General features: G+C 55.2%; 12 protein-coding genes and 1 tRNA gene. 12 read left to right on the top strand and 1 reads right to left on the bottom strand.

The genetic code is table 11. From position 1 onward, the window contains the following. Positions 1 to 76, top strand: a tRNA-Gly gene (locus tag NAZ64_RS14415). 269 nt (positions 77 to 345) lie between these two features. Here the strand turns inward: NAZ64_RS14415 and queG are convergent. After that, complete coding sequence (gene queG / locus NAZ64_RS14410) at positions 346 to 1,485, bottom strand: tRNA epoxyqueuosine(34) reductase QueG (RefSeq protein WP_001670426.1); 1,140 nt, start codon at positions 1,483 to 1,485, stop codon at positions 346 to 348. Between queG and nnr the strand changes: the two genes are divergently transcribed. The 11 genes from nnr (at position 1,484) to purA (ending at position 13,510) form a co-directional block, all read left to right on the top strand. After that, positions 1,484 to 3,031, top strand: a complete 1,548-nt coding sequence (gene nnr, locus NAZ64_RS14405) for a bifunctional ADP-dependent NAD(P)H-hydrate dehydratase/NAD(P)H-hydrate epimerase (RefSeq protein ID WP_000968675.1) — start codon at positions 1,484 to 1,486, stop codon at positions 3,029 to 3,031. The two genes, queG and nnr, sit on opposite strands and share 2 nt — an antisense overlap. After that, positions 3,003 to 3,464, top strand: coding sequence for a tRNA (adenosine(37)-N6)-threonylcarbamoyltransferase complex ATPase subunit type 1 TsaE (tsaE, locus tag NAZ64_RS14400; protein ID WP_000981984.1), 462 nt, complete (start codon positions 3,003 to 3,005; stop codon positions 3,462 to 3,464). Before nnr ends, tsaE begins: the two co-directional genes overlap by 29 nt. Before the next feature lie 16 nt (positions 3,465 to 3,480). Next, complete coding sequence (amiB, locus tag NAZ64_RS14395; protein ID WP_000640362.1) at positions 3,481 to 4,800, top strand: N-acetylmuramoyl-L-alanine amidase AmiB; 1,320 nt, start codon at positions 3,481 to 3,483, stop codon at positions 4,798 to 4,800. A 9-nt stretch (positions 4,801 to 4,809) separates the two neighbouring features. After that, positions 4,810 to 6,666: a DNA mismatch repair endonuclease MutL gene (gene mutL, locus NAZ64_RS14390; protein WP_220569467.1), complete on the top strand. Its 1,857-nt coding sequence runs from the start codon at positions 4,810 to 4,812 to the stop codon at positions 6,664 to 6,666. Next, positions 6,659 to 7,609 carry a tRNA (adenosine(37)-N6)-dimethylallyltransferase MiaA gene (miaA, locus tag NAZ64_RS14385; RefSeq protein WP_001000734.1) on the top strand — a complete coding sequence of 317 codons (951 nt, stop codon included), beginning with the start codon at positions 6,659 to 6,661 and terminating at the stop codon, positions 7,607 to 7,609. Before mutL ends, miaA begins: the two co-directional genes overlap by 8 nt. Before the next feature lie 82 nt (positions 7,610 to 7,691). Beyond that, positions 7,692 to 8,000, top strand: a complete 309-nt coding sequence (gene hfq, locus NAZ64_RS14380; protein ID WP_001051875.1) for an RNA chaperone Hfq — start codon at positions 7,692 to 7,694, stop codon at positions 7,998 to 8,000. A 71-nt stretch (positions 8,001 to 8,071) separates the two neighbouring features. After that, entirely contained in the window at positions 8,072 to 9,352 is a 1,281-nt protein-coding gene (gene hflX, locus NAZ64_RS14375) for a ribosome rescue GTPase HflX (RefSeq protein ID WP_000460338.1), read from the top strand. A gap of 214 nt (positions 9,353 to 9,566) precedes the next feature. Beyond that, a complete protein-coding gene (gene hflK / locus NAZ64_RS14370) occupies positions 9,567 to 10,826 on the top strand; it encodes an FtsH protease activity modulator HflK (RefSeq protein ID WP_000312505.1) in 1,260 nt (419 codons plus the stop codon). Between the two features lie 2 nt (positions 10,827 to 10,828). Then, positions 10,829 to 11,833, top strand: coding sequence for a protease modulator HflC (hflC, locus tag NAZ64_RS14365; RefSeq protein WP_001232417.1), 1,005 nt, complete (start codon positions 10,829 to 10,831; stop codon positions 11,831 to 11,833). A 78-nt stretch (positions 11,834 to 11,911) separates the two neighbouring features. Then, on the top strand, positions 11,912 to 12,109 hold the full coding sequence (locus NAZ64_RS14360; protein ID WP_001089290.1) for a DUF2065 domain-containing protein: 198 nt from the start codon (positions 11,912 to 11,914) through the stop codon (positions 12,107 to 12,109). A 102-nt stretch (positions 12,110 to 12,211) separates the two neighbouring features. Then, positions 12,212 to 13,510 carry an adenylosuccinate synthase gene (gene purA / locus NAZ64_RS14355; RefSeq protein ID WP_000527976.1) on the top strand — a complete coding sequence of 433 codons (1,299 nt, stop codon included), beginning with the start codon at positions 12,212 to 12,214 and terminating at the stop codon, positions 13,508 to 13,510. The last annotated feature ends 10 nt before the right edge of the window (positions 13,511 to 13,520 follow it).

Genomic DNA, 13,520 nt, shown 5'->3' with positions numbered 1-13,520 from the left:
GCGGGAATAGCTCAGTTGGTAGAGCACGACCTTGCCAAGGTCGGGGTCGCGAGTTCGAGTCTCGTTTCCCGCTCCAATTCTTATCTACAGTAAAATTATCCACAACGAATATCGCGTTGGGGCACGTTTTGTTCCGCTTTCGTCAGATCCTTGTAAACAGACTTATCCACAGGGCGGCCCATTACTCCTGGAATGCAAAAAATTATACCTGACGCGTAGAATTTCTATAATTTACTGAAAAATATAGAAAAAATAAGATTTCAAAACGTTAGCGTTATTGTCTGTTCCTTTTTTCCCTCTTGAATCGCAATGTGTTTTTATTTTTATACACAGCCTGTGAATAATTCAGGCATCGCGCACCAGCCCTTTTTCAATCACCCTGACCAGACGCTGTTTTTTCGGTAGCTGCACTTCAATGATGCAGGCGTTGCGCTTTTCAATTTGTTGCGCAATCGCCCATTCGATATGCTCATCAAGAAGTGGATGCTCACCCTTGCGGCTTTCCAGCGCCGTAATGACGGCATTACTCCACGGCGCATTCCCCAGCGCGACGGCAACATTGCGCAGCCAGCGTAAATGGCCAATGCGCCGAATCGCAGAACCTTCAGTGACTTTCAGAAACTGCGCTTCGCTCCAGCTAAACAACTCAAGCAAATCTGGGTTATGCAGCGCCTTGCGTGGGCTAAAATCTGCTTCGTCGGTCAACTGAGAGTAACGATTCCACGGACAGATAAGCTGGCAGTCATCGCAGCCGTAAATACGGTTGCCTATCAGTGGGCGAAATGCTTCCGGAATAGCGCCTTCCAGCTCAATGGTGAGATAAGAAATACAGCGCCGCGCGTCCACCGTATACGGTTCGACAATCGCCCCGGTCGGGCAAATGGTCATACAGGCGACGCATTTGCCGCAACCTTCCTCGACCGGCTGGTCGACCGGTAGCGGTAAATCAATCAGCAATTCCCCCAGGAAAAAGAATGAGCCGGCCTCCCGATTAAGGATAAGTGAGTGCTTACCCGTCCAGCCAAGTCCGGCTTTTTCCGCTAATGGGCGTTCAAGAATAGGCGCAGAGTCGACAAACGGTCTAAAATTCAGCGAACCGCAGTACTGCTGGATCTGCTCGCCCAGTTTTTTAAGGCGGCTGCGCAACAGCTTGTGATAATCACGCCCCAGCGCATATCGGCTAACGTAGCCCAGCGTGGGATCCTTCAACGTACTGGCAAACGCGGCGTTGGCGGGCAGATAGTTCATGCGCACGCTGATGACACGTAGCGTACCGGGTAAGAGTTCATGAGGCCGGGCGCGCATCATACCGTGGCGCGCCATCCATGCCATCTCGCCGTGGTATTGTTTGTCCAGCCACGCCTGCAGCGCAGGTTCGGATGCGCGCAGATCGGTATCAGTAATACCGACCTGCTGAAAGCCCAGCTCCAGCCCCCACTGCTTAATATTTTGCGCTAACTGATTGAGATCGAGGGGCTTTGACATGATGGACCATAACATGAAGAAAAACCCTGTAAGTATACCACACTCCATTTGGCCCGCCGATGACATCAAACGGCTGGAACGCGATGCGGCGGATGCCTTCGGACTCACACTCTATGAATTGATGCTGCGCGCTGGCGACGCGGCATTTCGGGTAGCCCGTGACAGTTATCCTGACACCCGACACTGGCTGGTGTTGTGTGGTCATGGCAACAACGGCGGCGATGGTTACGTCGTGGCGCGACTAGCGCAAGCGGCGGGCATTAGCGTAACGTTGCTGGCGCAGGAGAGCGACAAACCGTTGCCTGAAGAAGCGGCGCAGGCGCGCGATGCCTGGCTGAATGCCGGCGGCATTATCCATGCTGCCGATATTATCTGGCCGGAAGCGACGGATCTGATTATCGACGCGCTGCTTGGCACCGGCATAGCCCAGGCGCCGCGCGACCCGGTAGCCGGTCTGATTGAACAGGCGAACGCCCATCCTGCGCCGGTTGTCGCCGTCGATATCCCGTCAGGCCTGCTGGCGCAAACGGGCGCCACGCCTGGCGCGGTGATAAGCGCCGCGCATACGGTCACGTTTATCGCCCTGAAACCAGGCCTGCTGACCGGCAAAGCGCGTGACGTTACCGGCATATTGCATTATGACGCGTTGGGACTGGAAGGCTGGCTGGCGAGCCAGACGCCGCCGCTCCGGCGTTTTGACGCGACGCAGTTGGGGCAATGGCTAACGCCGCGTCGACCGACCTCGCATAAGGGCGATCATGGTCGTCTGGCGATTATTGGCGGCGACCAGGGAACAGCGGGCGCAATTCGGATGGCTGGCGAGGCGGCGCTGCGTACGGGGGCTGGGTTGGTCAGAGTTCTGACTCGCGGTGAAAACATCGCGCCGTTGCTGACGGCCCGCCCGGAACTGATGGTACATGAACTCACGCCTCAGTCGCTGGAAGAGAGCCTGACCTGGGCTGACGTTGTGGTGATCGGCCCGGGGCTTGGGCAGCAGGAATGGGGCAAAAAAGCCTTACAGAAAGTAGAAAACGTCCGTAAACCTATGCTGTGGGATGCGGATGCGTTGAACCTACTGGCAATCAATCCTGATAAACGTCACAATCGCGTGATTACGCCGCATCCGGGAGAGGCTGCCCGCCTGTTAGGATGTTCTGTGGCAGAAATTGAAAGTGATCGCTTACTTTCAGCGCAGCGTCTGGTAAAACGGTACGGAGGCGTGGTCGTGTTAAAAGGCGCAGGAACGATTATCGCCGCTGAACACCACCCTCTGGCTATCATTGACGCTGGTAATGCGGGGATGGCGAGCGGCGGGATGGGCGATGTCCTGTCCGGCATCATCGGCGCATTGCTCGGACAGAAGTTTACCCCGTATGATGCGGCATGTGTGGGATGTGTGGCTCACGGCGCGGCGGCGGACTTACTGGCAGCGCGTTATGGCGCTCGCGGCATGTTGGCGACCGATCTTTTTACTACGCTGCGGCGTATTGTTAACCCTGATGTGATTGACGTAAACCATGATGAATCGAGTAATTCCGCTACCTGACGAACAGGCGACGCTAGACCTGGGGCAACGGGTAGCCAACGCCTGCGATGGCGCGACCGTTATTTATCTGTATGGCGATTTAGGTGCCGGTAAAACGACGTTTAGCCGGGGATTTTTACAGGCGTTAGGCCATAACGGTAATGTAAAAAGCCCCACCTATACGCTGGTAGAGCCTTATGCGCTTGATAACATGATGGTATATCACTTCGACTTATACCGTCTTGCGGATCCGGAGGAGCTGGAGTTTATGGGCATTCGCGATTATTTCGCCAACGACGCCATTTGTCTGGTGGAGTGGCCGCAACAAGGTAAAGGCGTTCTCCCCGACCCGGACGTCGAAATCCATATTGATTACCAGGCGCAGGGGCGTGAGGCTCGCGTAAGCGCGGTATCCTCATCGGGTCATTCGTTACTGGCGCGTTTAGCCGATTAGCTATAAAGGTGGCGGGATGATTTATCGCATCAAAAATGCCGTAATAGCAGCCTTAATCCTGCTGTGCGCGCAGGCGGGCGCCGCCAGTCTCTCTGATATTCAGGTGTCCAACGGCGAGCAGCAGGCGCGCATTACGCTGAGTTTTATCGGCGAGCCGGAATATGCTTACTCACAGGACGGTAAACGGACTGTGGCGCTGGATATCAGGCAGACCGGCGTGATTCAGGGGCTGCCGCTTCAGTTTAGCGGTAACAATCTGGTGAAAACGATCCGTGCCGGAACGCCGAAAGATGCGCAATCTTTACGGTTGCTTGTCGATCTGACGGAAAATGGTAAAACCGAGGCGGTGAAGCGGCAAAACGGCGGCAACTATACGGTCATTTTCACCATTAATGCCGATGTTCCGCCGCCGCCACCGCCTGTCGTCGCGAAACGGGTTGAAAGCGCGCCCCGCCCGACGGAGCCTGCCCGTAATCCGTTTAAATCTTCTGATGATCGCCTGACCGGCGTAACCAGCAGCAATACCGTTACGCGGCCTGCGGCGCGCGCGTCGGCAGGCGCTGGCGATAAAGTGGTGATTGCTATTGATGCCGGACATGGAGGCCAGGACCCCGGCGCGATAGGCCCGGGCGGTACGCGCGAGAAAAATGTCACCATCGCCATCGCGCGTAAGTTACGCACATTGCTGAATAACGATCCGATGTTTAAAGGCGTGCTGACGCGTGACGGCGACTATTTTATTTCGGTGATGGGGCGGTCTGACGTGGCGCGTAAGCAAAACGCCAACTTCCTTGTCTCTATTCATGCGGATGCCGCGCCAAATCGCGACGCCACCGGCGCCTCCGTCTGGGTATTGTCCAATCGTCGCGCGAACAGCGAAATGGCAAACTGGCTTGAGCAGCATGAGAAGCAATCCGAACTGTTAGGCGGCGCTGGCGATGTGCTGGCGAACAGTCAGTCAGACCCTTATCTGAGCCAGGCGGTACTGGATTTGCAATTCGGTCATTCGCAGCGGGTAGGGTATGATGTGGCGACGAACGTGCTAAGCCAACTCGACGGCGTGGGGTCGCTGCATAAACGTCGCCCGGAACACGCTAGCCTGGGCGTGTTGCGTTCGCCGGATATCCCGTCCATTTTGGTGGAGACGGGCTTTATCAGTAATCACGGCGAAGAGCGATTGCTGGCGAGCGACCGTTATCAGCAGCAGATTGCTGACGCTATATACCGGGGGTTGCGTAAGTACTTTGCAGCGCATCCGATCCAGTCTGCGCCGCAGGGCGGCCCAGGCCAGACGGCCAGTACCAACCAGCCTGGCGCCATAACCGCCGCGAATTAAGGAGATTTCATGCCGATTCAGGTTCTGCCGCCGCAGCTTGCGAACCAAATCGCCGCTGGCGAAGTGGTGGAACGCCCTGCGTCGGTTGTTAAAGAGCTGGTAGAGAATAGTCTGGATGCAGGCGCTACCCGCGTTGATATCGATATCGAGCGTGGCGGCGCGAAGCTTATTCGTATTCGCGACAATGGCTGCGGCATTAAAAAAGAGGAGCTGGCGCTGGCGCTGGCCCGTCATGCCACCAGTAAAATCGCCTCGCTTGACGATCTGGAAGCGATTATCAGTCTGGGATTTCGCGGCGAAGCGCTGGCCAGTATCAGTTCGGTCTCGCGTTTGACGCTAACGTCGCGCACGGCGGAGCAGGCGGAAGCCTGGCAGGCGTATGCGGAAGGGCGCGACATGGACGTGACGGTAAAACCCGCCGCGCACCCGGTCGGCACCACCCTGGAAGTTCTGGATCTCTTTTATAATACGCCCGCCCGGCGCAAATTCATGCGTACCGAAAAAACGGAATTTAATCACATCGATGAGATCATCCGTCGTATTGCATTGGCCCGTTTTGACGTCACGCTTAACCTGTCGCACAACGGCAAATTGGTACGGCAGTATCGCGCTGTCGCAAAGGACGGGCAAAAAGAGCGCCGGTTAGGCGCCATCTGCGGGACGCCGTTTCTCGAACAGGCATTGGCGATCGAGTGGCAGCATGGCGATCTGACCCTGCGCGGCTGGGTCGCCGATCCGAATCACACCACCACGGCGTTAACGGAGATCCAGTACTGTTATGTGAATGGCCGCATGATGCGCGACCGCTTGATCAACCATGCCATTCGCCAGGCCTGTGAAGATAAACTGGGCGCGGACCAACAGCCTGCGTTTGTGCTGTATCTGGAGATTGACCCGCATCAGGTGGATGTCAATGTCCATCCCGCCAAGCACGAAGTGCGTTTTCATCAATCCCGGCTGGTGCACGACTTCATCTATCAAGGGGTGCTGAGCGTTCTGCAACAGCAGACGGAAACGACGCTGCCGCTTGAGGACATTGCGCCAGCGCCGCGGCATGTCCCGGAAAACCGTATCGCCGCGGGGCGCAACCATTTTGCTGTACCCGCCGAGCCAACTGCGGCGCGCGAGCCCGCGACACCGCGTTATTCCGGCGGCGCATCGGGCGGTAACGGCGGGCGTCAGTCCGCAGGTGGTTGGCCGCACGCGCAGCCAGGTTATCAGAAGCAGCAGGGCGAGATTTATCGCGCGCTTTTACAGACGCCGGCGACGAGCCCCGCGCCGGAGCCGGTTGCGGTTGCGCTTGACGGACATAGCCAGAGTTTTGGTCGCGTACTGACGATAGTCGGCGGTGACTGCGCGTTGCTGGAACACGCGGGGACTATCCAGCTCTTGTCGCTGCCGGTTGCGGAGCGTTGGCTGCGTCAGGCGCAGCTTACACCGGGTCAAAGTCCGGTTTGCGCGCAGCCGTTGCTGATTCCGCTGCGTTTAAAAGTGAGCGCCGATGAAAAAGCCGCGCTGCAAAAAGCCCAATCTTTGTTGGGAGAATTGGGTATTGAATTTCAGTCAGATGCGCAGCATGTGACCATTCGGGCGGTGCCTTTACCCTTACGACAACAAAATTTACAAATCTTGATTCCTGAACTGATAGGCTACCTGGCGCAACAGACCACATTTGCAACGGCCAATATTGCACAATGGATAGCGCGTAATGTGCAGAGTGAACATCCGCAGTGGTCGATGGCGCAGGCCATATCGCTGCTGGCGGATGTTGAGCGGCTATGTCCGCAGCTGGTAAAAGCGCCGCCGGGTGGCCTGTTACAACCTGTTGATTTACATTCGGCGATGAACGCCCTGAAGCATGAATGATGTAAGCAAGGCGAGCCTGCCTAAGGCGATATTTTTGATGGGGCCGACGGCCTCCGGCAAAACGGCGCTGGCGATAGAACTGCGTAAAGTTTTGCCAGTAGAGTTGATAAGCGTTGATTCCGCCCTCATTTATCGGGGAATGGATATTGGCACGGCTAAGCCGAATGCCGATGAGCTGAAAGCGGCGCCGCATCGACTGCTGGATATACGCGACCCGTCGCAGGCGTATTCGGCGGCGGATTTTCGCCGCGACGCGTTAGCGCAAATGGCGGAGATCACCGCTGCGGGGCGTATCCCGCTGTTAGTGGGCGGTACCATGCTGTATTTTAAGGCATTGCTGGAAGGGTTATCGCCGCTGCCTTCAGCAGATCCGGAAGTCAGATCCCGGATAGAGCAGCAAGCAGCGGAGCTTGGATGGGAGGCGTTGCATCAGCAACTTCAGGAGATAGATCCGGTTGCCGCCGCGCGAATTCATCCAAATGATCCGCAAAGACTTTCCCGGGCACTGGAAGTTTTTTTCATTTCGGGTAAAACTTTAACGGAGCTAACGCAAACGTCAGGAGACGCGCTACCGTACCAGGTGCATCAGTTCGCTATCGCCCCGGCGAGCCGTGAACTGCTCCATCAGCGCATTGAACTGCGTTTTCATCAGATGTTGGCTTCAGGTTTTGAAGCAGAAGTCCGGGCGCTTTTTGCCCGAGGAGATTTGCATACGGACTTGCCTTCCATCCGTTGTGTGGGATACCGCCAGATGTGGTCATACATTGAGGGCGAAATCTCATATGATGAAATGGTTTATAGAGGTGTTTGCGCCACGAGACAGTTGGCGAAGCGCCAGATGACCTGGTTGCGCGGTTGGGAAGGGGTGCGCTGGCTTGACAGTGAGAATCCCGATCGGGCGCGAAAAGAAGTATTACAGGTTGTTGGTGCTATCGCAGACTGAATGTGTACAATTGAGACGTATCGTGCGCAATTTTTCAGAATCGAAAGGTTCAAAGTACAAATAAGCATATAAGGAAAAGAGAATGGCTAAGGGGCAATCTTTACAAGATCCGTTCCTGAACGCATTGCGTCGGGAACGTGTTCCAGTTTCTATTTATTTGGTGAATGGTATTAAGCTGCAAGGTCAAATCGAGTCCTTTGATCAGTTCGTGATCCTGTTGAAGAACACGGTCAGCCAGATGGTTTATAAGCACGCGATTTCTACTGTTGTCCCGTCTCGCCCGGTTTCCCATCACAGCAACAATGCCGGTGGCGGCGCCAGCAATAACTACCATCACGGTAGCAACGCGCAGGGTTCTACTGCGCAACAGGACAGCGAAGAGACTGAATAAGTTCACGCGCTGTTTATCCATGTCGGGGGCGTCGGATAATCGCCCCCGCTGGTTATTAAGAGGGTTTACGCTTGTTTGACCGTTATGATGCCGGTGAGCAGGCGGTACTGGTACACATCTATTTTTCGCAAGACAAAGATATGGAAGACCTCCAGGAGTTTGAATCTCTGGTCTCTTCCGCCGGTGTCGAAGCAATGCAGGTGATTACCGGTAGCCGTAAAGCACCGCACCCGAAGTACTTTGTAGGTGAAGGTAAGGCAGTTGAAATTGCGGAAGCCGTGAAAGCGACTGGCGCAGCGGTCGTATTGTTTGATCATGCATTGAGTCCAGCCCAGGAGCGAAACCTGGAGCGTTTGTGCGAGTGCCGGGTTATCGATCGCACCGGTCTTATCTTAGATATTTTTGCCCAACGTGCGCGAACCCACGAAGGTAAGTTGCAGGTTGAGCTGGCGCAGCTACGCCATCTGGCTACGCGTCTGGTGCGTGGCTGGACCCACCTTGAACGTCAGAAAGGCGGGATTGGTTTGCGCGGTCCGGGTGAAACCCAGCTCGAAACCGACCGTCGTTTACTGCGTAATCGCATTGTGCAGATTCAGTCGCGCCTGGAGAAGGTTGAGAAGCAACGTGAGCAGGGGCGGCAGTCGCGCATCAAGGCCGACGTTCCGACGGTATCGCTGGTGGGCTATACCAACGCCGGAAAATCCACCCTTTTTAATCAGATCACTGAAGCGCGGGTCTATGCGGCAGATCAGCTATTTGCGACGCTGGACCCGACCTTACGTCGTATTGATGTAGCGGATGTCGGTGAAACCGTTCTGGCGGATACGGTAGGCTTTATCCGCCATTTACCGCACGATCTGGTGGCTGCCTTTAAAGCTACCCTGCAGGAGACGCGTCAGGCGACGCTGCTGCTGCATGTGGTCGATGCGGCGGATGTTCGCGTGCAGGAAAACATCGAGGCGGTAAACACCGTTCTTGAAGAGATTGACGCTCACGAAATCCCCACCTTAATGGTGATGAACAAAATCGATATGCTGGACGACTTTGAACCGCGTATCGACAGAGATGAAGAGAATAAACCCATCCGCGTTTGGCTTTCAGCGCAAAGCGGCGTGGGGATACCACAGCTTTTTCAGGCTTTGACGGAGCGTCTTTCCGGCGAGGTGGCGCAGCATACGCTGCGTTTGCCGCCGCAGGAAGGGCGTCTGAGAAGCCGGTTTTATCAGCTTCAGGCAATAGAAAAAGAGTGGATGGAGGAAGACGGTAGCGTCAGTCTGCAGGTACGAATGCCGATTGTCGACTGGCGTCGCCTCTGTAAACAAGAACCGGCGTTGATCGAATACGTGATCTAGACGCGAAGTCATTCAGGTCGTATTGAGGCGGTAGCTGAGAGAATCTCAGGAGCTCACAACTAAGTGACCTGGGGTAAAAAAGCCGCCACTCAAGACGCAGCCTGAAAGATGATGTCTGTAACGGCGGTTCGTCTGAAGCATGGAGTAATTTCGCCTTATCCTCTGAGGTCGAAAGACAACGGGGATCACCGCATAACAAATATGGAGCACAAACATGGCGTGGAATCAGCCCGGTAATAACGGACAGGACCGCGACCCGTGGGGAAGCAGCAAACCTGGCAGCAACTCTGGGGGAAATGGAAACAAAGGTGGCCGCGATCAGGGACCTCCCGATCTGGATGATATCTTCCGTAAGCTGAGTAAAAAACTCGGTGGTTTTGGGGGCGGTAAAGGCACCGGTTCCGGCGGCGGTAGCTCATCGCAAGGCCCGCGTCCGCAACTGGGAGGCCGTATTGTCGCCATCGCCGCGGCGGCAGTAGTCATTATCTGGGCGGCCAGCGGTTTTTATACCATTAAAGAAGCCGAGCGTGGCGTTGTGACGCGTTTTGGTAAATTCAGCCATCTGGTAGAGCCAGGTCTGAACTGGAAGCCGACATTTATTGACGACGTCACGCCGGTGAACGTCGAAGCGGTGCGCGAACTGGCGGCGTCAGGCGTGATGCTGACGTCTGATGAAAACGTCGTGCGCGTTGAAATGAACGTGCAATACCGCGTCACCGATCCGCAGAAATATCTGTTTAGCGTGACCAGCCCGGACGATAGCCTGCGTCAGGCCACCGACAGCGCGCTGCGTGGCGTCATTGGTAAATACACGATGGATCGCATCCTGACCGAAGGCCGTACCGTTATTCGTAGCGATACCCAACGCGAGCTGGAAGAGACTATCAAACCGTACAACATGGGGATTACCCTGCTGGACGTGAACTTCCAGGCTGCGCGTCCGCCGGAAGAGGTGAAAGCCGCCTTTGACGACGCGATTGCCGCACGTGAAAACGAGCAGCAGTACATTCGTGAAGCGGAAGCGTATACCAACGAAGTTCAGCCGCGCGCCAACGGTCAGGCGCAGCGTATTCTGGAAGAGGCGCGCGCCTATAAAACCCAGACTATCCTGGAAGCGCAGGGTGAAGTCGCCCGGTTTGCGAAGATTTTGCCGGAATATAAAGCCGCGCCGCAGATTACACGCGAGCGTCTGTATATTGAAACGATGGAAAAAGTGCTGAGCCATACCCGTAAAGTACTGGTTAACGACAAGAGCGGTAATTTAATGGTGCTGCCGTTAGATCAGATGCTGAAAGGCGGGAATGCGCCGGCGGCAAAGAGCGACAATAGCGCCAGCAACCTGCTGCGCCTGCCGCCGTCCACAAAGTCTAACGCCAGCGGAGCAAGCAACACGTCGTCCTCAAATCAGGGCGATATTATGGACCAACGCCGCGCGAATGCGCAGCGTAACGACTACCAGCGTCAGGGGGAATAACGATGCGTAAGTCAGTTATTGCGATTATCATCATCGTGCTGGTAGTGCTCTACATGTCCGTCTTTGTGGTCAAAGAGGGCGAGCGCGGCATTACGCTGCGTTTTGGTAAAGTTCTGCGTGACGATGAGAACAAACCGCTGGTTTACGCGCCGGGTCTGCACTTTAAGATCCCGTTTATTGAATCAGTGAAAATGCTTGATGCGCGTATCCAGACGATGGATAACCAGGCCGATCGCTTTGTGACTAAAGAGAAGAAAGACCTGATTGTCGACTCCTACATCAAATGGCGTATCAGCGACTTTAGCCGTTACTATCTGGCGACCGGCGGCGGCGATATTTCGCAAGCCGAAGTGCTGTTAAAACGTAAATTCTCGGACCGTTTGCGTTCTGAGATTGGTCGCCTGGACGTAAAAGACATCGTGACCGATTCTCGTGGTCGTCTGACTCTGGAGGTGCGCGACGCGCTGAACTCCGGTTCAGCCGGTACCGATGATGAAGTGGCGACCCCGGCGGCGGATGACGCGATTGCCGAAGCGGCGGAACGCGTCACGGCGGAAACCAAAGGTAAAGTACCGGTCATCAACCCGAACAGTATGGCGGCGTTGGGTATCGAAGTGGTCGATGTGCGTATTAAGCAGATCAACCTGCCGACCGAGGTTTCTGAGGCGATTTACAACCGTATGCGCGCCGAGCGTGAAGCGGTCGCGCGTCGTCATCGCTCACAAGGTCAGGAAGAAGCGGAAAAACTGCGTGCGGCTGCTGACTATGAGGTGACGAAAACTCTGGCGGAAGCCGAGCGTCAGGGGCGTATCATGCGTGGTGAAGGTGATGCTGAAGCCGCGAAGCTGTTTGCCGACGCGTTCAGTCAGGACCCTGATTTCTACGCGTTCATTCGTAGTCTGCGCGCTTACGAGAAGAGCTTCGAAGGTAATCAGGACGTGATGGTACTGAGCCCGGACAGCGATTTCTTCCGCTACATGAAGACACCGAGTTCGACGACACGCTAAAATAGCGTCAGCGGTTTTAGACCAGCAAAACCACCGCATCCAAAGGATGCCGGTGGTTTTCTTTTATAAGGGCGATAAATGAATTCAACAATCTGGTTGGCGCTTGCTCTGGTATTAGTCCTCGAAGGGCTGGGACCGATGCTGTATCCCGGCGCATGGAAAAAAATGGTTTCGGCACTGGCGCAACTGCCGGAAAATGTTTTACGTCGTTTTGGCGGCGGACTTGTGGTCGCGGGAGTTGTGGTCTACTACATGTTGAGGAAAACGATTGGCTGAGCAAAAAGTGGTCGGATTTGCCGCAGATTGAGTGCAAAAAGTGCTGTATATCTGAAAAAGCGATGGTAGAATCCATTTTTAAGCAAACGGTGATTTTGAAAAATGGGTAACAACGTCGTCGTACTGGGCACCCAATGGGGTGACGAAGGTAAAGGAAAGATCGTCGATCTTCTGACTGAACGGGCTAAATATGTTGTACGCTACCAGGGCGGTCACAACGCAGGCCATACTCTCGTAATCAACGGTGAAAAAACCGTTCTCCATCTTATTCCATCAGGTATTCTTCGCGAGAATGTAACCAGCATCATCGGTAACGGTGTTGTGCTGTCTCCGAGCGCGCTGATGAAAGAGATGAAAGAACTGGAAGACCGTGGCATCCCCGTTCGTGAGCGTCTGCTGCTGTCTGAAGCCTGTCCGCTGATCCTTGATTATCACGTTGCGCTGGATAACGCGCGTGAGAAAGCGCGTGGCGCGAAAGCGATCGGCACCACCGGTCGTGGAATCGGGCCTGCTTATGAAGATAAAGTGGCACGTCGCGGTCTGCGTGTTGGTGACCTTTTCGACAAAGAAACCTTCGCTGAAAAACTGAAAGAAGTGATGGAATATCACAACTTCCAGTTGGTTAACTACTACAAAGTTGAAGCGGTTGATTACCAGAAAGTTCTGGATGATACGATGGCTGTTGCCGACATCCTGACTTCTATGGTTGTTGACGTTTCGGACCTGCTCGACCAGGCGCGTCAGCGTGGCGATTTCGTCATGTTTGAAGGTGCGCAGGGTACCCTGCTGGATATCGACCACGGTACTTATCCGTACGTAACTTCTTCTAACACCACTGCAGGTGGCGTGGCGACCGGTTCCGGCCTGGGCCCGCGTTATGTTGATTACGTTCTGGGTATCCTCAAAGCTTACTCCACTCGTGTAGGTGCAGGTCCGTTCCCGACTGAGCTGTTTGATGAAACCGGCGAGTTCCTCTGCAAGCAGGGTAACGAATACGGCGCCACTACCGGCCGTCGTCGTCGTACCGGCTGGCTGGACACCGTTGCCGTGCGTCGTGCGGTACAGCTGAACTCCCTGTCTGGCTTCTGCCTGACCAAACTGGACGTGCTGGATGGCCTGAAAGAGGTGAAACTCTGCGTGGCTTATCGTATGCCGGATGGCCGCGAAGTGACTACCACTCCGCTGGCAGCTGACGACTGGAAAGGTGTAGAGCCGATTTACGAAACTATGCCGGGCTGGTCTGAATCCACCTTCGGCGTGAAAGATCGTAGCGGTCTGCCGCAGGCGGCGCTGAACTACATCAAGCGTATTGAAGAACTGACCGGCGTGCCGATTGATATTATTTCTACCGGCCCCGATCGTACTGAGACGATGATTCTGCGCGATCCGTTCGACGCGTAATTGATGGATG

Source organism: Salmonella sp. A1325 (genome assembly GCF_056991255.1).
The sequence above is the reverse complement of the archived record's forward strand: the minus strand, read 5'-3'. Positions and strand labels throughout refer to the sequence as shown.